Origin of the sequence: Bacillus altaicus, from assembly GCF_042136375.2 — a bacterium.
Lineage (GTDB): Bacteria > Bacillota > Bacilli > Bacillales > Bacillaceae_G > Bacillus_A > Bacillus_A cereus_U.
On the sequence record NZ_CM143394.1, the window covers coordinates 1,284,422 to 1,305,871 of the forward strand.

Genomic DNA, 21,450 nt, shown 5'->3' on the forward strand with positions numbered 1-21,450 from the left:
AGAGATGATGACGATTTTAAAAAGAGCAGCTCTTCCTCTTTTGCTCCTTTTTGTTTTTTTATTTGAAAATATGTTCTCTACTGTTGTTCCAACAGACGTCTTTTGGAAAGGCAGTATAGCAGCACCGCATTTCTTTATAATTGTGTTATGTTTTATTACGGTGTACTATAGTCAGGTTCAAGGGATTTACTACGGACTATTATTTGGTTTCTTATTTGATACCGTATACACAGAACTGGTCGGAATATATATTTTTGCTTATCCGATTTTAGCTTATTTAGTTTATAGTGTGATGAAGGTATTACAATTGAATTTATTTATTGTCGCTTCTATCGTACTGGCTGGCATTGCAGCATTAGAGTATTATGTGTATGGGTTTTTAACTTTGTTAGGACGTACTCACATGTCAGCATCTGTCTTTTTCACAGATCGTCTCCTTGCTACTTTATTGCTAAATGGAATTTTCTTGTTAATAGTTTGTTTCCCACTGAGACGATATTTAGTGCGTCTTTCAAAAGCGATAGAAGAAAAGGAAAAAAGGATTTTCTAATTTTATGTCGAATTGAATCGGTGGGGTGAACTTTAGTGGAAGAAAAAAAGCAACAAAATGTAACGATAAAAGGGACAAAAGATGGAATAACACTTCATTTAGATGATTGCTGTTCATTCTCTGAGCTACTAAAAGAATTGGATGAAAAGCTTTCTACACATTACTATGAGAGTGACGGACGTTCTTTAATTGAAGTGCGTGTTAAAGTAGGAAATCGCTATTTAACAGAAGTACAACAAGAAGAGATTCGTACGTTAATTCGCAATAAGAAGAACCTTGTTGTAGAATCAATCGAAAGTGATGTTATAACAAAAGCAGAAGCAATAGCTTGGAAAGAAGAAACAGAAATTGTCCCTATTTCCAAAATTGTTCGCTCTGGACAAGTGTTACATGTAAAAGGCAATTTATTATTAATTGGAGATGTTAATCCAGGCGGAACGGTTATCGCTGGGGGGAATATTTTTGTCTTGGGATCATTAAGAGGAATTGCACATGCGGGGTATGATGGAGATTCAGAAGCTGTTATTGCTGCATCTAGTATGAACCCTATGCAACTCCGAATTAGTGATGTGACAATGCGGGCTCCGGAAGAGAAAGAAGACGGAGCAGAGGCGGCAGAATGTGCGTACATTAATGAGAACAATCACATTGTTGTCGATCGCCTGCAACTTCTCACTCATCTTAGACCTAATTTAACAAAGTTAGAAAGGGGAATTGTATAGCTGTGGGAGAGGCAATAGTAATTACATCTGGAAAAGGCGGAGTAGGTAAAACTACAACGTCTGCGAACATTGGTACAGCCCTTGCGTTATCTGGGAAAAAAGTGTGTTTAATTGATACAGATATCGGTTTACGCAATTTAGACGTAGTAATGGGGCTAGAAAATCGTATTGTATTTGATCTTGTTGATGTCGTTGAAGGGCGTTGTCGTTTACCTCAGGCTCTTATTAAAGATAAGCGTTTTGATGATCTTTATTTATTACCTGCAGCACAAACGAGCGATAAATCGGCGGTAACACCTGAACAAATGGATGAATTAATACAAGTATTACGTCAAGATTATGATTACATATTAATTGATTGTCCTGCGGGGATTGAGCAGGGATTTAAAAATGCAGTAGCAGGTGCGGATAAAGCAATCGTTGTAACAACACCAGAAGTATCCTCAATGCGTGATGCGGATCGTATTATCGGGCTTTTAGAGAAAGAGGATATTGAACCACCGAAACTTGTCATTAACCGTGTGCGTAGCCATATGCTTCATGAACAGGATATGTTAGATGTTGATGAAATCGTACGTACACTGTCAATCGAGCTTCTTGGAGTTGTCGAGGATGATGATGAAGTTATTCGTGCTACGAATACAGGTGAACCTGTAGCACTGCAACCTAGTGGGAAAGCAGCAATAGCTTATCGTAATATTGCAAGACGCTTATTAGGTGAGAATGTACCATTACAAGCATTTGAACAAGAAAAAGTATCGGTATTTACAAAGATGAAAAATTTCTTTGGAATCCGTTAAAAGCACTTCGCATAAATGCGGAGTGCTTTCTTTTTTCTTCGCATGAATATCTTCCTTCTATAACTCATACATATGTACAAACTGTATATAACTGTTTCTATGTTAAATAAGGCTAACGAAAGAAAGGAGACAGTATGAAGAATAGAAGAGTGGAAGAAATTAAAAAGCGGATTGCGAAAAGGAAAGCAGAGCAAGAATTGCTAGAAGAAGAGCGGTATTTTGAGGGAGGAAATTTTGATAGCGAAACGGTCTTTATTGAAGAGGGGGAGAAGGAAATTCATCCTCTATTTCGAAAAGAAGTTTTTCTCTTCAAAGTTTTGCTATCAGCAATATTAGTTCTTTCTGTTGCTATTTTATATAAGAATGCTCCTTCTTCTTTCGATGGTGCTAAAGCTGTTACAGAAAAAGTGATGAAAGAGGAGTTTCAGTTTGCCACTGTAGCGAAATGGTACGAAAAGCAGTTTGGAAAACCTCTCGTATTCTATTCGCCTAATGAAAGAAAGGAAGGAACGATTCAGCAAAAAGATTATGCAATTCCTGCCTCTGGAAAGGTGATGCAAGGCTTTCAAAAAAATGGTCAAGGTGTATTTGTCCAAACAGCTACAAATGCAACAGTTGAGTCAGTGAATGAAGGGCTAGTTGTTTTTGCGGGCAAGAAAGAGGAACTTGGAAATACAGTTCAAATTCAGCACGCTGATGGCACGGAGTCATGGTATGCAAATTTAAATGATATGTCAGTAAAATTATATGATTACGTTTCAAAGAAACAAAAAATTGGAATAGTGAGTAATGATGAAAATAATAAAAATGGCAAATTTTATTTTGCAATAAAAAAGAATGAAAAATTTATTGATCCAATTCAGGTGATTTCATTTGATTAAATATAGGGATGTTTTCACGAAAATTTCCGTGCATCCGTTGTTTTGGGTTATTATTGTCATTGGTATTTTTACGGCGCGTTTTAAAGAGTTACTATTGTTATTTTGTATCGTTCTCATTCATGAACTTGGGCATGCTTTTGCCGCAGCGTATTATAAATGGCGTATTAAACAAATTCAGCTTTTGCCGTTTGGTGGCGTAGTTGAGATGGAAGAGCATGGGAATAAATCGTTAAAAGAAGAATTAATTGTCATTATGGCGGGGCCAATTCAGCATATATGGATGATTGCGGCCGCTTACATTTTGTATCAAGCGGGCTGGGTAACTGATGATTTGTACCATTTCTTTGTATGGAATAATGTCATTATTTTAGGGTTTAATCTATTGCCTATTTGGCCACTTGATGGCGGAAAAGTATTATTTAATGTATTATCATATCGTTTTCCCTATTTACAAGCACATGAAAAGATGATGAAATTGTCATGTGTTTTTTTTAGTGTAATATTAGGGTGGCAGTTACTTTGGAATAGTAATAACATTATGATGTGGGTATTACTCGTTTTTCTAGCGATTTCTTTATATCAAGAATGGAAACAAAGACGGTACGCATTTATGCGTTTTTTATTAGAGCGTTATTATGGGAATAAAAGAGATATTGAAAAAATAGCACCTATTGAGGTGAAAACGGAAGATCATTTATATACGATTTTCACAAAATTTCGCAGAGGATATAAACACTCTATTATCGTCCATGGAAAATATAAAGAGCATTACACATTGGACGAAAATGAATTGTTGTATGCGTATTTTGCTGAAAAACGAACAACCTCATCTGTTGAAGAATTAATTGGTTAGTGTTGACGACGACACTAACCTTTTATATTGTAAGGAAAAGAAATGAAAAGTGAGGAAAGAATTTTGAAGACGTTATATATTAACTACACTGGTTCGGAAAAGCGTGTTGCGATAGAAGAGAAACAAAAAATTGTAGAGCTTTTATGGAAACGGAATGAAGAGCAGGAGATTGTCGGACATATTTATGTTGGGCGTATTGTAAGAACAATTGCTGGAATGAACGCAGCCTTTGTAAATATCGGATTAGAGAAACATGCATATCTTTCGTTTGATGATGTACCATCTTCATATCGCATATATGAAGGGCAGGCAATACTTGTACAAGTTGTGAAAGAGGCAATTGATACGAAGGGGCCAAAATTAACGGCGAAGATAGAATTTACCGGAAAATATGTCGTTTACATGCCGTATGATGATATGCGCGCTGTTTCTCGGAAAATAAAAAATAATACAAGAAGACAACAGTTACTGGGAATTGAAGTAGAAGGAACGGGTGGATACATTTTCCGTTCTGCTTCTGAAAAAGGAACGATCGATGAAATACAAGCTGAAATGCAAGGGTTGCAGCAATTATATGAAGAGTTAAAAAGAAAAGAAGATCAAGGGAAGGCGCCCTTACTACTTCATCAACCAGCGACGTTTTTAGATCGTGTATTTCAGGAGAACCCAATTGAAACAATTGAAAAAATAGTTGTAGATACGAGAAGTATAGTAAAAGAATTAGAAGAAAAAGTAGGGAAAGAAAGAGTATCCTTTTATAATGAAAAATCTTCGATGTTTAACCATTTTGGAATAGATCGTGAAATCGAGAAAGCACTTCAAAAAATTGTGTGGCTACCAAATGGTGCCTATCTAATTGTAGAACAAATGGAGACGATGACTGTAATTGATGTGAATACAGGTAAATTTACTGGAAAACAAAATTTACAAGATACCGTATTTCGCACAAATGAAATGGCTGCGGAAGAGATTGCTCGTCAATTAAGACTTCGTGATATTGGCGGGATGATATTAATTGATTTTATTAATATGAAAAGACGGGAAGATAAAGAGAAGGTAAGAGAACGCCTCATAGCTGCTATGCAAGATGATCGCACATATACAAGAGTGCTTGGGTTTACAGAGTTAGGTATTTTAGAGATGACGCGAAAACGTAAGAAACATTCGTTACGTGACGTATTATTAGAAGAATGTGTACCTTGTAAAGCGACCGGGTATGTTATGTCTTATGAAACAATTGCATATGAGCTAGAGAGAGAGTTAATTACATATGGCAATATAGAAGATGAAGCAGTATTAATCGCTGCACCAAAAATTTTGCAAAAACATTTTTCACAAAAAGAATTACAAAAAAATATTCCATTTGAAATTTATTTCAAAGATGATATTATCGAAAAGTACGCTATTATCCGTTTTGGAAGTAAGAAAGAAATTGTAGAACGGAAAAAATAGTTAGCAGAACATTCATTGACAATAGTCAATGAGTCATGGTAATATTTTTATGTTATAGTTTATAGCACCTAAACTGCTATATGCTACAACCGCACAAGACAGGTTCCCTAAAGACATTTTATGTCTACCTCGTTTTTGGCGAGTCTTAGTAATTAAGAGGAGGTGCAAGTATGTACGCAATTATCGAAACAGGTGGAAAACAAATTAAAGTTGAAGCTGGTCAAGCAATCTACATTGAAAAATTAGATGTTGAAGCTGGTGAAACTGTTACTTTTGACAAAGTTCTTTTCGTTGGTGGCGAAAACGTGAAAGTTGGTAGCCCAGTTGTAGAAGGTGCAACAGTTACTGCGAAAGTTGAAAAACAAGGTCGCGCTAAGAAAATCATCGTTTTCAAATACAAAGCGAAAAAGAACAATCGTAAGAAACAAGGTCATCGTCAACCTTACACTAAGCTAGTAGTTGAAGCTATCAACGCTTAATTCTGGTTAAGATGATTAAAATTACGATAAGTCGCACGAAACTAGGAAGTATCCAATCATTTAAAATGACTGGACATGCCAATTATGCGCCACATGGACAAGATCTTGTCTGTGCTGGAACTACAGCGGTTGTGTTTGGTTCTATAAATGCAGTGGAAGAACTTTGTAATGTGCAGGCAACTATTGAACTCGGAAGTGATGGCGGATTCTTGACGTATGAATTGCCTAATGATTTAGACGTTCATACAGCAGAAAAAGCACAAATACTTTTAGAAGGATTGGTTGTTTCACTTAAGACGATTGAACTTGATTACGGAAAGTATATCCGTTTAATAGAAAAAGTGCAGGAGGTGTAACGTATGTTAAGATTAGATCTTCAGTTTTTCGCATCTAAGAAAGGTGTAGGTAGTACAAAGAACGGTCGTGACTCTCAGTCAAAACGTCTTGGTGCTAAACGCGCAGATGGTCAAACGGTTTCAGGTGGTTCAATTCTTTACCGTCAACGCGGTACAAAAATTTATCCAGGTGTTAACGTTGGTCGTGGTGGCGATGACACTTTATTCGCGAAAGTTGACGGCGTAGTACGCTTTGAGCGTCTTGGTCGTGACCGCAAACAAGTGAGCGTATATCCTGTTGCTCAAGAAGCATAAGAACTCACGGAAAACTCTAACCTGAGTGCAGGTTAGAGTTTTTCTATATTAAGGGGTATCTAAATGAATGAAAAATGGACAATTATAGATGCATTGCGCCATTCAAGACATGATTGGCTCAATCGTTTGCAGATGGTTAAAGGAAATCTTTCCCTTGGAAAAGTGGAAGAGATTCATGGGCTCATCGATCGTTTTGTCCAAGAAGCTAGACAAGAATCCAATCTGATAGGGCTATCAATGCCTTTATTTTCAGAGTGGATTTTAACATATAATTGGAAACAGCAACCGTGCTTATTGGAGTACGAAGTGTTAGGGAAATTACATAACTTATCTCATCTAGATGAGACTGTATGTACATGGACGAATCAGTTTTTCTCGATGCTTCAGCATAGTTTAGACGTATATGTTGAAAATTATGTTTGTATCACAATTGAATGTGACGCGGAGAATGCTCGTTTCTTTTTTGATTTTCGTGGAAAGCTAACGAATGTAGAAGAACTACAAACGTGGCTTGCGAACCAAAACAATAAATGGTATTCCATTTCTTATACAGTACGAGACGAAGAAGTCTCAGTTATATTACAACTAATCGAAAAAAGTGTGGTGAAATAATGTTTGTAGATCAGGTCAAGATATATGTAAAAGGCGGCGACGGTGGTAACGGAATGGTTGCGTATCGTCGTGAGAAGTATGTACCTAAAGGTGGCCCAGCAGGTGGCGACGGTGGTAAAGGTGCAGATGTTGTTTTTGTTGTTGAGGAAGGCTTACGTACATTAATGGACTTCCGCTACCAACGTCATTTCAAAGCTGATCGCGGTCAGCACGGAATGAGTAAAGGTCAGCACGGTCGTAAATCTGAAGATTTAATCGTAAAGGTTCCACCAGGAACAATAGTGAAAGATGAAAAAACAGGTGAAATTCTTGCCGATTTAGTAACGCATGAACAAACAGCTGTAATCGCAAGAGGTGGCCGTGGTGGCCGTGGTAACTCACGTTTCGCAACAGCGACGAACCCAGCGCCAGAAATCGCTGAGAACGGGGAACCAGGTCAAGAACGTGATGTCACGCTAGAACTTAAAGTGCTAGCAGATGTTGGACTTGTTGGATTCCCAAGTGTAGGTAAATCTACATTATTATCTGTTGTATCATCAGCGCGTCCGAAAATTGCAGAATATCACTTTACAACAATCGTTCCGAATCTTGGTGTTGTTGAAACTGGTGATAACCGCAGCTTCGTTATGGCTGACCTTCCTGGACTAATTGAAGGCGCACACTCCGGCGTTGGACTTGGACACCAATTCTTACGTCATATCGAACGTACACGTGTAATTGTGCACGTTATCGATATGTCTGGTTTAGAAGGACGTGAGCCATATGAAGATTATGTCACAATCAATAATGAACTAAAAGAATACAATATGCGTTTAACTGAGCGTCCACAAGTTGTTGTTGCAAACAAAATGGATATGCCAGATGCAGAAGAAAACTTACAAGCATTTAAAGAGAAATTGGGAGACGAAGTGAAAATTTTCCCAATCTCAGCTGTAACGAAACAAGGTGTTCGTGACTTACTATTTGAAGTAGCGAACTTATTAGAAACAACACCAGAATTCCCAATGTACGATGATGTAGAAGAATCTGAAGCAAGTGTAATGTACAAATTTGAATCTGAATCTAATTTTGAAATTACACGCGAAAGTGATGGTACATTTGTTATTTCTGGTTATGACATTGAGAAAACATTCAAGATGACAGACTTCTCACGTGATGAATCTGTACGCCGATTTGCTCGTCAAATGCGTGGAATGGGTATTGATGAAGCCCTTCGTGCACGTGGTGCAACAGACGGAGATATTGTAAAAATTCTTGAATATCAATTTGAATTTATCGATTAAGACTGCCGAAATATGGCGGTCTTTTTTTTTCGCTATTTGAGTCCAGTAAAGATCTGATTCGTATAGTTGAACCATAAGTCGGTATAGGAAAAAATCCCCATTGATTAAAGTTTCAATTTATAATAGAAAAAGGAGTGATTTTAGAAGAATATTTTATGGGGAGAAAAGGAACATGTATAAAATATTAATTGTAGAAGATGATGAAAAAATTGCAGAAATATTAGAGGGGCATTTAGAAAGGTATGGATATCAATCTTTCAGAGTAAGCGATTTACGGCATATAAAAGATGAGTTTGTAAAAGTAAGTCCTCATCTCGTGTTACTTGATATTAATTTACCATACTTTGATGGCTTCTACTGGTGCCGCCAAATCCGCATTGTATCGAATGCGCCAATTATTTTCGTTTCTGCAAGGACAGGGGAAATGGATCAAGTGATGGCGATTGAGAATGGCGGGGATGATTATATTACAAAGCCATTCCATTTAGATATCGTAATGGCAAAGGTGAAGAGTGCACTTCGCCGCGGATATGGTGAGTATGCTTTGGCCGCGGAAAGTGATTGTTTAGGTGTTAATGGATTGTTATTATTCCCATCACAGCACACAGTAGAGTGGAAAGGGCAACAAACTGAACTTACAAAAAATGAATTTTATTTATTAGAATGTTTAATGAAACAAGCGAATCAATACGTGACACGTGAAGAGCTGTTAGAGGCCTTATGGGATGAAGTAGCTTTTGTTGATGATAATACATTAACTGTGAATGTAAAGCGTGTAAGGAAGAAACTTGAGGAGTTAGGTATTAAAAATGCAATTGTCACAAAGCGTGGGTACGGTTATGCTCTTCTTACTGAGTGGGGCGAAGGGCATGAAGGTTAAAAGCTACCTCATAGACCGTTTTTCCTTAATCCTTTCTTACATTATAAGCCTTTGTTTATTTGGGCTCGTATTGCAGTTGCAAAGTCTTTTAGAAAAGCGTTCGCTGGACTGGAGTACATGGCTATACGGACTGTTATTAGGGACAGTTGTGTTTAGTGTATACCTTATTTACGATTACCGAAAACGAAGTGTGTTTTTAAAGAGAATAGAACAGTATATTGCCGGTGGACATACATTACATGACTCTTTACTTATCGATACTTCTTATACGTCAGAGCAAGAACTGGTTGTTGAAGCGTTTACGCTATTAAGGCAGCAATATATGAATGAAGTTCATAAGCAGCATGCAAAAGAGCAACAGCAAATGATTTTCATGAATCAATGGATCCATCAAATGAAAACACCAGTATCCGTTATTGAATTATTGTTACAGAAATATGGTAAGGAACACCGTGAAGCAAGGGGAACGATTGAAAGTATTCGTGAAGAAAATAACCGTATTTTAAATGGGTTAGATTTAGCGTTACATATGGCAAGGTTAGATCAGTTTTCGAAAGATTATAAAGTAGAAGTAGTAAATGTTATAGAGGTCATTCGAGATATTATTAATGAAAATCGAAAGTCGTTCATTCAATCTTCTGTATTTCCGAAAATGATGTTTGAAGAAGAGACTTGTATGATTGCGTCTGATAGAAAGTGGCTTAGTATCGCTATGAGCCAAATTGTTGTGAATGCAATTAAGTATACAAAAATTTCAGAAGCAGGGAAAAAAGAAATTCAATTTCAAATTGAAGAGAAAGATCAAAAGGTGCTATTACATATTAAGGACAATGGAATCGGTATTCCAGAGCAAGATGTAAAGCGTATATTTGACCCATTCTTTACGGGGGTAAACGGCCGTAAAACGAGGGAAGCGACTGGAATGGGCTTATATATTACGAAAGAAATTTGCGATAATTTACATCATAGAATTTATGTTCAATCGGCTGAAGGAGAAGGGACAACTTTTACGTTCCAATTTGCAAAAGATGAAGAATATCATACATTAATGAGAAAAATGACAAAACTGTAAGATAACAAAACGTTTTGTAAGGAAAATCACTCGTTTCTTTTTCTTATTTTTCTTATAGTAAATGTAAGAAGAAAACACATAGGGGGATTAGAAATGCGTGTTCTTGAAGTAAAAGGGTTAACAAAGGTGTATCAATCAAAAGGTTCAGTAGCGACGACTGCTTTAAATGATATAAATTTTAAAATTGAAGAAGGCGAATTTGTAGGAATTATGGGGCCTTCAGGGAGCGGTAAAACAACGCTTTTAAATTTATTAGCGACAATTGATAAGCAAACTTCAGGTCATGTGCTTGTAAATGGTGAAGAAATTAATCAAATGCGCGCTGCAAAATTGGCGGAATTTCGCCGTACACATTTAGGATTCATTTTCCAAGATTTTAACTTACTTGATACGTTATCGATTAAAGAAAATATTATTTTGCCGCTTGTAATGGCGAAGAAATCTGTAAAAGAAATTGATGCGAAAGTACTTGAAATTGCGAGGTTTTTAAACATCGAAGAAATTTTAAATAAAAAAGTATATGAAGTATCAGGCGGACAACAACAACGTGCAGCTGCTGCAAGGGCAATTATTCATGAACCAACATTAATTTTAGCGGATGAACCAACGGGAAACTTAGATTCTAAGTCAGCGAAATCATTAATGGGAGCACTTCAAGATTTACATGAGCAAAAGAAAGTAACCATTGCAATGGTAACGCATGATCCGGTAGCGGCTAGTTATTGTGAACGTATCCTCTTCATACGTGATGGAGAGATCTTCTCAGAAATACATAAAGGAAGAACGAAACAAGCCTTTTTCCAAGAAATTCTGGACGTACTTGCGATGCTAGGGGGGGAATATCATGAACTTTCGCCAGCTCGCGTTTAACAATGTAAAAGGAAATTGGCGTAATTATAAAGCGTTCCTTATTAGTAGTTGTTTATCGATTGTCGTATTTTTCATGTATGCTTCCTTCATTTATCATCCAGATGTCGTAAGCGGTAATATTAGTATGAAGACGATGATTACAAAAGGATTAGAATCGATGAATTATATTGTAGTCATCTTCTCAGCACTCTTTATTTTATATGCGAATTCAACGTTTTTACGAGCAAGAAAAAAAGAATTCGGTTTATTAACATTAATAGGTGGAACGAAGTCTCAGCTCGGCCGAATGATTATATTAGAGCAACTGATGTTAGGTAGTATTGCTATTGTAGTAGGTATTGGGATTGGAATGCTTTGTTCAAAACTTTTCTTCCAAGCACTCAGTGTCTTACTAGAAATTGATAAAACACTGCCACTTGTGTGGAATGGAAAAGCAGTTCTTATTACAGCTGGCATATACTTTATCCTCTTTTTAATACTATCATTGTTTAGTGTTTGGACAGTAGGACGCTTGCAAATTATTGATTTATTAAGAGAGGCAAGAAAACAAAAAGTAGAGCCTTTTGCATTTACATGGTTAGGTGTAGTCGGTATAGGCTGTATTATTGCGGCGTATATACTTTGTTTCCAAGTAACAATTATGAATTTTATTATGTATTTATTACCAATTGTAGGACTGACAATTGGCGGAACGTATTTATTATTTACACAAGGTAGTACAGTCGTATTAAAAGCATTGCAAAAAAGAAAACAATCTTTTTATACGTATCCGAATATGTTTGTCCTTAGCAATCTTATTTATAAAATGAAAGATAATGCTCGTTTTCTATTTGTCATTTCTATTATTACGGCGGTTGTTTCTTCAGCGGTTGGTACGCTTTATGTATATTTTGAAAATATGAGTGCGAAAACGGTAGAGCTTACGCCGCATGCTATTTCATATGAGGAAAAGGGACTAAATACGCATAGCCTGATTAATGAAGAAAAAGAACAAGAGATTGTAAAAAAACATGGGTTTGAAGATGCACGAAAAGTAACTTACGTAAAACTACCTGCAACACAGAAAATAATGTTGTTTAACAGTGAACGTGAAGTACCAATGACGATTATTTCAGAAAAAGAATATAACGCGGAAGTGCGTAAACAAAAGAAAGAGCAAATTACAGAGGTTCATAATGCACCAGGTAGTGCGACGATGGTTATGGTTGATGCAGCAAATGAACTTATGAAGATAGATCGTACGAAACCGTATGAATTTACAATCAACGGACAAAGGCAGTCTGTTCAATTAAATGAGCCAACGTCATATTCTGTTTTTAATGATAGCGAATATCTCATTGTGAATGATCAAGATTTTGAGAAATACGAAAAGCTCGTACCAGATGAAGAAAAGACGAAATATTATGGTTATTATATTGAAGACTGGAAAAGTACGGAAGACCTTGTGCTAGATTTGAAAAAGGAAATTGCACCAGAAAAGCAAGGGGAATTGAGAAACGCAGTGTTTGCTTATAAAGATATAAGAGAAGGTGGAGCAATCACAATGTTCATCGGTTTCTTCGTAGCAGTACTGTTCTTCTTCTTTGCTTGTAGCATGACATACTTTAAATGGTTTAACGATAAAGAACAAGATCGTATTCAATTTAAGTCATTGAAAAGAATTGGTATGACAGATAAAGAAATTCGTAAAATTGCAATTCGACAAATGGGTGTTATCTTCTTTATCCCAATTTTAATCGGTACAATTCATAGTGGATTTGCCCTGCATACGTTAGGGAAAATGCTTTATATTGATTTATGGAAATCAGGTGCGATTGTAATTGGAGCATACATTTTAGCTTCTGCCATTTACTTTATGATTGCGCAAAGAGGATATTTAAAACACGTAAAAAGCTAGGGGAACCTCTAGCTTTTTACGTATGTAGTAAGTTACAGGAGGACGATAGATGAACATTCGGCAACTAGCGCTGCAAAATATAAAGGGGAATTGGCGTAATTATAAAGTGTTTTTCTTAAGTAGTTGTTTTGCAATATTTGCTTCTTACGCATACATGTCTGTTATTGTACATCCATACATGCAAGAGACGATGTGGTATCAAAACGTACGCTGGGGACTTATCATATGTAACGTTATAATTATTTCTTTTTTCGTCGTATTTATTTTGTATTCTACTTCTATTTTCATAGAAGCACGTAAGAAAGAATTAGGATTATATATGTTAATGGGAGCGACGAAGTCTAATGTAATAGGAGTGATAATGACCGAGCAAACATTGATCGGAATTTTCGCTAATATTTTCGGTATTGGGCTTGGCATGATTTTTTTGAAACTCTTTTTTATGGTATTTAGTATGTTACTTCATCTTCCGAAAGAACTCCCTGTCATATTTGACATGAGAGCGATTGGTGTAACGTTTGTTACATATATGCTCGTCTTTGTTCTGTTATCTTTTATAAGTGCTTTACGTATATGGAATATAAAAATCATACGGTTATTAAAAGAATTTCGAACAGATAAACGAGAGAGGAAAACATCAAAGTGGCTTTGTTTATTCGGTTTTGCTTGTTTAGGGACGGGATATGCGTTAGCGCTACAAGTGACGATGACAACGATAGCATTATACTTTTTTCCGGTTGTTATACTCATTTCTTTTGGGACGTATTTCTCATTTACACATGGCGCTACACAAATATTAGAAGTAATAAAAAGAAATAAAAGGATTATGTATACATATCCGTATTTATTTATAGTGAATCAATTGTCACATCGAATGAAGGAAAATAGTCGCTTTTTCTTTCTGTTGTCTATGGCAACAACGTTTGTCGTTACGGCGACAGGTACGGTGTTCTTATATTTTTCTAGCATGCAAGATATGTGGCGTGGCGGAGGAGTACACTCATTTTCATACATAGAAAAAGGCACTTCTGCTCATGAAGTTTTCGAGAAAGACAAGATTGAAAACTTATTACATCAATATGGATATGATGATTTTCAATACATGAGTTTTGTTGGAGTGTATGCATCCTTTCAGTCCAATAAGGGAGAAACAGAGGCAGCACCGCTTATAAGGGAAAGTGAATACAATCAAGAGGCGAGAAAACAAAAACAGAAAATGTATCATCCTAAAAAAGGAACAGTTACACTTGTTTATTATAATAAACGCAATTATCCAAATCTATATAATCAAAAAGAGATTCAATTGCAAGTAATGAATCAAACATATCAATTTGTATATAACGTTCAGAAAGAAGGGGTACAATTTAACTATCACCCTTCATACATTAATGCTCTGTTTTTCGTCATGAATGATGAAGATTTTAACAGTATAGCAAATACAATTCCGGATTCTGAAAAAATGATATATAGAGGTTATACATTACCAAATATCGAAAATACGAAAGATTTGAATGCAGATTTACGGAAACATATGAAACAAGATACAAATGATGCATTTCGAAGTAATATGGAGTTATATGTGAATATGAAAGAGTTCGGTAATATTACTCTATTTGTAGGCTCATTCATTAGTATATTATTCTTTCTTACTTCATGTAGTATCGTATATTTTAAATGGTTTCATAATATTGCATCGGATCGTAAACAGTATGGTGCGCTCTCTAAACTTGGAATGACGAAGGAAGAAGTGTGGAAGATTTCTCGTTGGCAATTATGCATGCTATTTTTTGCGCCGATTATTGTAGGAAGTATGCATAGTGCAGTTGCGTTATACACGTTTCATAATACGGTCTTTATGGACGGTTCATTAAGAAAAGTAGGCTTGTTTATTCTGTTTTATATCGCTGCATGCATTATGTATTTCTTCCTCGCTCAAAGAGAATATAGGAAACATTTAGACTAGCGAATGCTAGTCTTTTTTTTAATATTCGAAATTTACATAGAAGAATATAAAAAAGTATGGTATAACAGTAAGAAAATGAAAAAGAGGGGAAAAGACGATGATTCGAGTAGGATATTTAGGACCAGAAGCAACTTTTACAAATATGGCGGTGAGTCGTTTTTTTCCGGAAGCAGAGCATGTACCGTATCGAACGATTCCAGATTGTATTGATGCAGCAGCAAATGAAAATGTAGATTATGCGGTCGTACCGTTAGAGAACGCCATAGAAGGTTCAGTTAATATAACGGTTGATTATCTCGTACATGAGCAGCCACTTTCCATTGTAGGAGAAATTACAGTGCCAATTCAGCAACATTTACTCGTACACCCGCAGTACGAAGAAGTGTGGAAAGAAGTATACGCTGTACATTCTCATCCGCATGCCATTGCACAGTGTCATAAATTTTTAAATGAGGAATTAAAAGGCGTAACAGTTCGAGATATGACATCAACAAGCGCTGCTGCGCAATATGTGAAAGAACATCCTGCAGAAAAAGTTGCCGCCATTGCAAATGAAGCAGCGGCAGAAAAGTACGGATTAACAATTGTAAGGCGTGACATTCATACGCATAAAAACAACCATACGCGTTTCCTTGTTCTGCATAAGAAAAAGAAAGCAGTACTCCCAAACAACGGAGAAAATCGCGGTGAGAAAACGACGCTTATGATAACGTTACCTGCGGATTATGCAGGAGCGCTGTATCAAGTGTTATCAGCTTTCGCATGGAGAAAATTAAACTTATCAAAAATCGAATCTCGCCCGATGAAAACAGGTCTTGGAAATTACTTTTTCTTAATCGACGTAGATAAAGCATATGATGACGTATTATTGCCAGGCGTAATGATGGAACTTGAAGCACTTGGTTTTTCTGTCACTGTGCTGGGAAGTTATTCTTCTTATTGGTTGTAAGAAGTGAGGAGGCTGTTAAACTTGCTTGAAACGAAACGTTGTTTTTTAGATACAGTTCATAAATCAGATTACGAAAATATAAAAGAGCTATATTTAAATGAGGAAGTGAGAAAATATCTTGGTGGACCGCGTGAAGAAGAGTCGATTAGAGGTGTTTTGAATGATATGTTGCATCCTGAAGAAAACTGTAGGTATTGGATTGTTAAGGAGAAGAAAACAAAAGCATTTCTGGGAGTAGTATCGCTCGACCCAAATGATGTGAATCAGAATATTGAAGTATCCTATCAATTATTGCCGATGTTTTGGGGAGTTGGCTATGCAACGGAAGTAGTTCAAGAAGTACTCCGTTATGGTTTTCATGAATTACATTTATCAAAAGTAATTGCAGTAACACAAATGGCTAATACACCTTCGCGTAAACTTTTAGAAAGGTTACGTATGAAGTTAATCAAAACGTATCATCGGTTTGGTGCAGAGCAAGCTGTTTATTCTATTGAAGCAAGAGCAGCAAATGCGATTAATGAATAAGATCCCACTTTATACGGTGGGATCTTTTGTATTATTTCAAATTTGCAAGACGTACTGTTAACTTTTCACGCCAAACATCTGCTAGTTCTGGAACGGCAAGGATTTTTTCAATACCTTCTCTATCTTTCGTTCTATGAAAATATATTTCGTTAGAAAATAAGGCAGAAACTTTATTTGGTTGACGCTCCAATAATGTAATTTTAGAATCCCTACGTACAGTACCTTCTTGAAGAACGCGGCATAAATAGCCAGTATATCCAGTTGCTACAATGCGTGGCAAAATGCCAGGAATGCCAAGACGTTTTGAAATTGTACTACAAGGTACGCGAGCTTGTGTTACTTGAATGATTGCTTCGCCTAGTTGATATGTATCTCCGATGCAAACATCACGCTCTAACATATTTGTTACTGTAATGTTTTCGCCAAATGTGGAAGCTGGAAGTGTTGTTTGAAATTCTTCTTCCCATAGTGCGTAATGTTCATATGGATAAACACAAACAGCGCGGTCAGGTCCACCGTGATGTTTTAAATCCGCTACATCATCACCAAGGAATCCATCTTTTGAGAGGAAAGCTTCTTCTGTAGGCTCCTTACATATACCTGTTATCATTTCTTTATCTTCGTTATATTTCATTTGTTTCGGTTTACCGGTGCTAAAGTGAACGAGTTCAATTCCCATATTTGATCTCCTTTACAATTGATTACAATATTATATCATTAAAAAAAGCACAGAGAATGATAAAAAACTCTGTGCTTTTACATTAATAAACGAGAAATCCTGCTTTATCTAGTGCCTCACAAGCTGCGTCTAATTTCTCTTTTGAATCTGCTTCAATTGTATGTAAGTGAATACCATCTGTTAGTTGCGAAAGATAGGAAGCGTTTGTGTTTTCGATTTTTTGTAAATATTGCTCTACATCAAAGCGATTACTTACCATAATCGATGCTGTTAAGTCGCCGTATACAGGATGCTCAACTTTTACGTCTTTAATCGTAATGCCGTGGTCAACTAACATAGTAAGTTCTTGACGTACTTCTGCCGGTTTATGTTGGCATACGATTACGCGTTCAAAAGCTTGTTGTCTTGTTTGTGGTTTTAAATATAAATACCCTTGTGCAGTCGCAATAATTGGTTCATTTCGTGCTTTTAGTAAGGAAATGTCTTGCACGATAACTTGCCTACTTACGTTTGTCTTTTTAGATAGCTCATTCCCCGATAACGGTTCATTTGCAGCAAGAAGCCACTCGAGGATGAGTTGTCGTCTTTCTTCGCCTAAAATCTTTTTTTGATCATTTTGTTTCATTCTGATTTAACACCTCTATAAAATTGATTTCCAATTGTGTGTAGTGCATGAATAGTTGTATCAATTTGTTCTTTCGTTGTGTGATGTCCGAAAGAAAAGCGGACATATTGTTTTGCCTCTTCATACGTTTTTCCAATTGCAAGCATTGTTTTTGAAGGGTCTTGTTTACCGACTTGGCAAGCACTTCCAGTTGAAATGGCTATACCATGACGGTTACATTCTAACATTGTATACTGACCTTCTATTCCTTTTATTGTAACCCCAATAATATGTGGTAAACAAGAAGTAGAATGTCCTTTCACTTCAATTTCTAGAGGAAGTGTTTGTAATTGCTCTAAAAAATAAGATCTTAATTGTTTAAAACGAAAGCTCTCTTCCTTTTGATTCTTTAATATATGCTCTGCGGCTGTTAAAAAAGCAGCGATTCCAGGAACGTTCACTGTACCAGGGCGAAAGCCTTTTTCATGAGAAGTTCCAGGGAATATTTGTTCCCAGCGAACTTGCGGATTTATATAGCAAGCTCCAACTCCTTTTGGTCCGTATATTTTATGGGCTGAAACAGAGAGACTATCAATCTCCATCGCTGTAACGTCTATTGGAAGTTTACCAAACGTTTGAACACAATCCGAATGAAATAAAACATTATATTTTTTTAAAAGTGCCCCGATCTCTGCAATGTTTTGAACGGTCCCAATTTCAGAGTTTCCATGCTGTATACTTGCTAGAGCAGTATCTTCTGTAATAGCTGCTTCTAAATCTACTAAATGAATTATCCCACTTTTATCAACAGGAATCTCAGTAATAGTATAACCTTGCGATTGTAAGGATTGAAAATAACTTCGAATCGATGCGTGTTCCATAGGTGTCGTAATAATATGCTTTCCATTTCTAGCATTTAGAAGGGATTGAATCGCAAGGTAGTTAGATTCTGAACCGCCGCTTGTAAAGAATACACCTTGTTCCTTACCCCCAATCATTTCTGCAAATGTTTCTCTACAAACTTGTAATAAAGATGATGCGCTTCCGCCGATATCGTGTAAACTTTGTTCATTTCCGAAATATGTTTTTGCCGCTTCTACAAATGTTTCTAAAGATTCTTCGCTCATAGGTGTTGTCGCTGCATAATCTAGATATATCATTATTTAATTTCCTCTCTTCAGTAAGAGTGACATTTGTTTTCATTTTTAGAATGGTAGTGAAAATAAGAATTGTAAAAAAACTCTTGTCATTATTTTAAAACTATGTAAATATAGGTGTCAAGACAGTTGGAAAGTGTAAAGTGGGAGGCAACAATTATGCCAAGTGCAGATGTCTTGATTATTGGAAGTGGCGTTGCAGCGCTTCGTGTTGCGAAAGAGCTTTGTCACGAAAAGAATGTGATAATTATCACAAAAAAAACAGGACGTAATAACAATACACATTTAGCTCAAGGAGGAATTGCAGCAGCTGTTGCTACATATGACGATCCGAGTGGGCATTTTGAAGATACATTAGTGGCAGGTTGCCATTATAACAACGAAGAAGCAGTTCGTTATTTAGTTGAAGAGGGGCCGAAAGAAATAAGTAAGCTTATTACAAATGGAATGAAATTTGATGGGGATGAAAAAGGGCTCCACCTTGGTAAAGAAGGAGCGCATCGAAAACGGCGTATTTTACATGCGGGAGGAGATGCAACTGGTAAAAATCTATTAGAGCATTTAATACAAGAAGTAGTTCCGAATGTTACTGTCGTTGAGCATGAAATGGTGCTCGATTTTATTATAGAAAATAATAAATGCGTAGGAGCTTTAACGCGAAATAGTGAAGGGAAGCTGAAGCGTTACTATGCTGATAATACGGTGTTAGCATCAGGAGGAATTGGTGGCTTGTACGCCTTTACATCGAATGATGAGACAATTACAGGCGATGGACTTGCGATGATATATCGAGCTGGGGGAGAACTTGTTGATTTAGAATTTGTACAATTTCATCCGACAATGTTATACGTGGACGGGCGATGTTGTGGTCTTGTTTCTGAAGCAGTTCGTGGTGAAGGAGCTGTCCTTATAAATGAAAAAGGACAGCGTTTTATGATGGGTATACATCCCGGGAAAGATCTCGCACCGCGTGATGTAGTGGCAAGAGCTATTCATGAACAACTTCTTGCGGGTGAAACAGTGCACTTAAACATCGAAACCATTCAAAACTTTGAACAACGTTTTCCGACCGTCTCATCATTATGTAAAAAGAATGGCGTTGATTTAAAAGGGAACCTTATTCCGGTCGTACCGGGTGCTCATTTTCATATGGGCGGCGTGAAGACGAATTGTGACGGAGAGACGTCCATTTCAAACTTATATGCGGTCGGTGAAGTGGCTTGTAATGGAGTTCATGGTGCGAATAGATTGGCGAGTAATTCATTATTAGAAGGTCTTGTGTTTGGAAGAAGAATAGGAAAACACATTTTAGCTAAACCAGCAGAGGAAAGAAAAAATGTGCCGGAAGAGAGAGGGAAAAGTTTTATAGCTCTTAATGATTTACCGCTGAAAGAAGAAATACAAGAATACATGATGAAGCATGTTGGGATTGTGCGAACTGAGAAAAATTTATCATATGTTAAGAGATGGTTTAGTAGGTACGGTGTGCTAAATATGATCTTACAATATGATGCACTTACAAATGAAGAGATAACGCTTATTAATATGTTAACAGTTTGTGAGCTTATAACAGTATCAGCTTTGCAAAGAGAAGACAGTATTGGTGGTCATTATCGCATTGATTATCCAGAAAGAAATAGCGTGAAAAAAGAGATTATCCGAGTGAGAAGAAAACTACAACTTGTTTAATAAGGGGAAGAGGGGTTTTATGAATACGTTAAAAGTTAAGGAAGCATTAAATCGATTTTTTCTAGAAGATATAGGAGAAAGAGATGTAACATCTCAGCTTATCTTTCCCGATAATGCACTTGCGAAAGGAACGTTTCTTGTAAAGGATACAGGGGTATTTGCAGGGCGCTTAGTAATTGAAGAAGGATTTAAATTAATTGATCAGAGAATTGAAGTTGAACTTCATAAAAAAGATGGGGATCTTGTAGAAAAAGGCGAAATAATTGCAACCGTGCAAGGCCCAATCGCATCATTATTAACGGCAGAGCGCGTTATATTAAACGTTATTCAGCGTATGAGCGGGATAGCGACGATGACACGTAAGGCGGTTCTTGCTTTAGATAGCAGTCATACACGCATTTGTGATACGAGAAAAACAATGCCAGGACTACGTATGTTTGATAAATATGCGGTAGTATGCGGGGGCGGATTTAACCACAGATTCGGTTTATATGATGGTGTCATGATTAAAGACAATCATATTGCTTTTGCTGGCTCGATTACAAAAGCTGTTACATCGGTGAAAGAAAGGTTGGGACATATGGTGAAAGTAGAAGTTGAAACAGAGACAGAGGCGCAAGTAAGAGAAGCAGTAGAGGCCGGCGCAGATGTTATTATGTTCGATAATCGTACGCCAGAAGAGATTCGTGAGTTTTCAAAAATTGTACCAAGTGCCATCGTTACGGAGGCTTCAGGTGGTATTACAATTGAAGATTTATCAAAATACGGAAAAACCGGGGTAGATTATATTTCACTTGGAGTGTTAACACATTCAGTGAAGGCACTTGATATTAGTTTTAATATTGAGGCTTAATGAGAGTGGTTTAGAGGGGGAGAATCA

23 protein-coding genes and 1 other annotated feature are annotated in these 21,450 nt (G+C 36.7%); of the genes, 20 read left to right on the top strand and 3 right to left on the bottom strand.

From position 1 onward, the window contains the following. Positions 1 to 4: 4 nt before the first annotated feature. The 18 genes from mreD (at position 5) to ACE38F_RS06815 (ending at position 16,441) form a co-directional block, all read left to right on the top strand. Positions 5 to 550: a rod shape-determining protein MreD gene (gene mreD / locus ACE38F_RS06730; protein WP_341305774.1), complete on the top strand. Its 546-nt coding sequence runs from the start codon at positions 5 to 7 to the stop codon at positions 548 to 550. 35 nt (positions 551 to 585) lie between these two features. Beyond that, entirely contained in the window at positions 586 to 1,272 is a 687-nt protein-coding gene (gene minC / locus ACE38F_RS06735) for a septum site-determining protein MinC (RefSeq protein WP_016096069.1), read from the top strand. Positions 1,273 to 1,274: 2 nt separating this feature from the next. Next, complete coding sequence (gene minD, locus ACE38F_RS06740) at positions 1,275 to 2,072, top strand: septum site-determining protein MinD (RefSeq protein ID WP_000503308.1); 798 nt, start codon at positions 1,275 to 1,277, stop codon at positions 2,070 to 2,072. Between the two features lie 134 nt (positions 2,073 to 2,206). Beyond that, on the top strand, positions 2,207 to 2,953 hold the full coding sequence (gene spoIVFA / locus ACE38F_RS06745) for a stage IV sporulation protein SpoIVFA (RefSeq protein ID WP_215554296.1): 747 nt from the start codon (positions 2,207 to 2,209) through the stop codon (positions 2,951 to 2,953). After that, positions 2,946 to 3,806 carry a M50 family metallopeptidase gene (locus ACE38F_RS06750; RefSeq protein WP_375369621.1) on the top strand — a complete coding sequence of 287 codons (861 nt, stop codon included), beginning with the start codon at positions 2,946 to 2,948 and terminating at the stop codon, positions 3,804 to 3,806. The genes spoIVFA and ACE38F_RS06750 overlap by 8 nt, the downstream gene beginning before the upstream one ends. Positions 3,807 to 3,848: 42 nt before the next feature. Continuing rightward, entirely contained in the window at positions 3,849 to 5,258 is a 1,410-nt protein-coding gene (locus ACE38F_RS06755; RefSeq protein ID WP_375369620.1) for an Rne/Rng family ribonuclease, read from the top strand. A gap of 77 nt (positions 5,259 to 5,335) precedes the next feature. Further along, positions 5,336 to 5,414, top strand: a sequence feature (ribosomal protein L21 leader region). A 14-nt stretch (positions 5,415 to 5,428) separates the two neighbouring features. After that, on the top strand, positions 5,429 to 5,737 hold the full coding sequence (rplU, locus tag ACE38F_RS06760; RefSeq protein ID WP_000270907.1) for a 50S ribosomal protein L21: 309 nt from the start codon (positions 5,429 to 5,431) through the stop codon (positions 5,735 to 5,737). A gap of 11 nt (positions 5,738 to 5,748) precedes the next feature. Continuing rightward, positions 5,749 to 6,093 (top strand): ribosomal-processing cysteine protease Prp, encoded by a 345-nt coding sequence (locus tag ACE38F_RS06765; protein WP_002008596.1) that lies wholly within the window; start codon positions 5,749 to 5,751, stop codon positions 6,091 to 6,093. Between the two features lie 3 nt (positions 6,094 to 6,096). Next, positions 6,097 to 6,387: a 50S ribosomal protein L27 gene (gene rpmA, locus ACE38F_RS06770; RefSeq protein ID WP_002088814.1), complete on the top strand. Its 291-nt coding sequence runs from the start codon at positions 6,097 to 6,099 to the stop codon at positions 6,385 to 6,387. 63 nt (positions 6,388 to 6,450) lie between these two features. Continuing rightward, positions 6,451 to 6,999 (top strand): sporulation initiation phosphotransferase B, encoded by a 549-nt coding sequence (locus ACE38F_RS06775; protein WP_215554294.1) that lies wholly within the window; start codon positions 6,451 to 6,453, stop codon positions 6,997 to 6,999. Then, positions 6,999 to 8,282, top strand: a complete 1,284-nt coding sequence (obgE, locus tag ACE38F_RS06780) for a GTPase ObgE (RefSeq protein WP_002015378.1) — start codon at positions 6,999 to 7,001, stop codon at positions 8,280 to 8,282. Before ACE38F_RS06775 ends, obgE begins: the two co-directional genes overlap by 1 nt. Positions 8,283 to 8,454: 172 nt before the next feature. Beyond that, positions 8,455 to 9,162: a response regulator transcription factor gene (locus ACE38F_RS06785; RefSeq protein ID WP_215554293.1), complete on the top strand. Its 708-nt coding sequence runs from the start codon at positions 8,455 to 8,457 to the stop codon at positions 9,160 to 9,162. Continuing rightward, a complete protein-coding gene (locus ACE38F_RS06790) occupies positions 9,152 to 10,234 on the top strand; it encodes a HAMP domain-containing histidine kinase (protein WP_016100220.1) in 1,083 nt (360 codons plus the stop codon). Before ACE38F_RS06785 ends, ACE38F_RS06790 begins: the two co-directional genes overlap by 11 nt. A 93-nt stretch (positions 10,235 to 10,327) precedes the next feature. After that, entirely contained in the window at positions 10,328 to 11,104 is a 777-nt protein-coding gene (locus ACE38F_RS06795) for an ABC transporter ATP-binding protein (RefSeq protein ID WP_375369618.1), read from the top strand. After that, positions 11,079 to 13,001: an ABC transporter permease gene (locus ACE38F_RS06800; RefSeq protein ID WP_375369617.1), complete on the top strand. Its 1,923-nt coding sequence runs from the start codon at positions 11,079 to 11,081 to the stop codon at positions 12,999 to 13,001. Before ACE38F_RS06795 ends, ACE38F_RS06800 begins: the two co-directional genes overlap by 26 nt. Positions 13,002 to 13,050: 49 nt before the next feature. Further along, positions 13,051 to 14,964 (top strand): ABC transporter permease, encoded by a 1,914-nt coding sequence (locus ACE38F_RS06805; protein WP_375369616.1) that lies wholly within the window; start codon positions 13,051 to 13,053, stop codon positions 14,962 to 14,964. 97 nt (positions 14,965 to 15,061) lie between these two features. After that, positions 15,062 to 15,913 (top strand): prephenate dehydratase, encoded by an 852-nt coding sequence (pheA, locus tag ACE38F_RS06810; RefSeq protein WP_002112030.1) that lies wholly within the window; start codon positions 15,062 to 15,064, stop codon positions 15,911 to 15,913. A 21-nt stretch (positions 15,914 to 15,934) separates the two neighbouring features. After that, a complete protein-coding gene (locus ACE38F_RS06815) occupies positions 15,935 to 16,441 on the top strand; it encodes a GNAT family N-acetyltransferase (protein ID WP_375369614.1) in 507 nt (168 codons plus the stop codon). A gap of 31 nt (positions 16,442 to 16,472) precedes the next feature. Here the strand turns inward: ACE38F_RS06815 and ACE38F_RS06820 are convergent, their stop codons facing one another. From ACE38F_RS06820 to ACE38F_RS06830, 3 genes are all read right to left on the bottom strand, one after another. Continuing rightward, positions 16,473 to 17,120: an MOSC domain-containing protein gene (locus tag ACE38F_RS06820; protein ID WP_375369613.1), complete on the bottom strand. Its 648-nt coding sequence runs from the start codon at positions 17,118 to 17,120 to the stop codon at positions 16,473 to 16,475. An 82-nt stretch (positions 17,121 to 17,202) separates the two neighbouring features. Continuing rightward, complete coding sequence (locus ACE38F_RS06825) at positions 17,203 to 17,745, bottom strand: transcription repressor NadR (protein ID WP_215554285.1); 543 nt, start codon at positions 17,743 to 17,745, stop codon at positions 17,203 to 17,205. Next, entirely contained in the window at positions 17,742 to 18,887 is a 1,146-nt protein-coding gene (locus ACE38F_RS06830) for an IscS subfamily cysteine desulfurase (RefSeq protein WP_375369634.1), read from the bottom strand. The genes ACE38F_RS06825 and ACE38F_RS06830 overlap by 4 nt, the downstream gene beginning before the upstream one ends. Before the next feature lie 153 nt (positions 18,888 to 19,040). Between ACE38F_RS06830 and nadB the strand changes: the two genes are divergently transcribed. Beyond that, complete coding sequence (nadB, locus tag ACE38F_RS06835) at positions 19,041 to 20,570, top strand: L-aspartate oxidase (RefSeq protein ID WP_375369611.1); 1,530 nt, start codon at positions 19,041 to 19,043, stop codon at positions 20,568 to 20,570. 19 nt (positions 20,571 to 20,589) lie between these two features. Continuing rightward, positions 20,590 to 21,423 carry a carboxylating nicotinate-nucleotide diphosphorylase gene (nadC, locus tag ACE38F_RS06840; protein ID WP_375369610.1) on the top strand — a complete coding sequence of 278 codons (834 nt, stop codon included), beginning with the start codon at positions 20,590 to 20,592 and terminating at the stop codon, positions 21,421 to 21,423. Positions 21,424 to 21,450 lie beyond the last annotated feature (27 nt).

Bases quoted from the DNA above. Each gene is read 5' to 3' on its own strand.
- mreD (WP_341305774.1), top strand. From the start codon at position 5: ATGATGACGATTTTAAAAAGAGCAGCTCTTCCTCTTTTGCTCCTTTTT.
- spoIVFA (WP_215554296.1), top strand. From the start codon at position 2,207: ATGAAGAATAGAAGAGTGGAAGAAATTAAAAAGCGGATTGCGAAAAGG.
- nadB (WP_375369611.1), top strand. From the start codon at position 19,041: ATGCCAAGTGCAGATGTCTTGATTATTGGAAGTGGCGTTGCAGCGCTT.
- rplU (WP_000270907.1), top strand. From the start codon at position 5,429: ATGTACGCAATTATCGAAACAGGTGGAAAACAAATTAAAGTTGAAGCT.
- rpmA (WP_002088814.1), top strand. From the start codon at position 6,097: ATGTTAAGATTAGATCTTCAGTTTTTCGCATCTAAGAAAGGTGTAGGT.
- ACE38F_RS06785 (WP_215554293.1), top strand. From the start codon at position 8,455: ATGTATAAAATATTAATTGTAGAAGATGATGAAAAAATTGCAGAAATA.
- ACE38F_RS06765 (WP_002008596.1), top strand. From the start codon at position 5,749: ATGATTAAAATTACGATAAGTCGCACGAAACTAGGAAGTATCCAATCA.
- ACE38F_RS06805 (WP_375369616.1), top strand. From the start codon at position 13,051: ATGAACATTCGGCAACTAGCGCTGCAAAATATAAAGGGGAATTGGCGT.
- ACE38F_RS06820 (WP_375369613.1), bottom strand. From the start codon at position 17,120: ATGGGAATTGAACTCGTTCACTTTAGCACCGGTAAACCGAAACAAATG.
- ACE38F_RS06775 (WP_215554294.1), top strand. From the start codon at position 6,451: ATGAATGAAAAATGGACAATTATAGATGCATTGCGCCATTCAAGACAT.
- ACE38F_RS06790 (WP_016100220.1), top strand. From the start codon at position 9,152: ATGAAGGTTAAAAGCTACCTCATAGACCGTTTTTCCTTAATCCTTTCT.
- nadC (WP_375369610.1), top strand. From the start codon at position 20,590: ATGAATACGTTAAAAGTTAAGGAAGCATTAAATCGATTTTTTCTAGAA.
- ACE38F_RS06795 (WP_375369618.1), top strand. From the start codon at position 10,328: ATGCGTGTTCTTGAAGTAAAAGGGTTAACAAAGGTGTATCAATCAAAA.
- ACE38F_RS06755 (WP_375369620.1), top strand. From the start codon at position 3,849: ATGAAAAGTGAGGAAAGAATTTTGAAGACGTTATATATTAACTACACT.
- ACE38F_RS06825 (WP_215554285.1), bottom strand. From the start codon at position 17,745: ATGAAACAAAATGATCAAAAAAAGATTTTAGGCGAAGAAAGACGACAA.
- ACE38F_RS06800 (WP_375369617.1), top strand. From the start codon at position 11,079: ATGAACTTTCGCCAGCTCGCGTTTAACAATGTAAAAGGAAATTGGCGT.
- pheA (WP_002112030.1), top strand. From the start codon at position 15,062: ATGATTCGAGTAGGATATTTAGGACCAGAAGCAACTTTTACAAATATG.
- obgE (WP_002015378.1), top strand. From the start codon at position 6,999: ATGTTTGTAGATCAGGTCAAGATATATGTAAAAGGCGGCGACGGTGGT.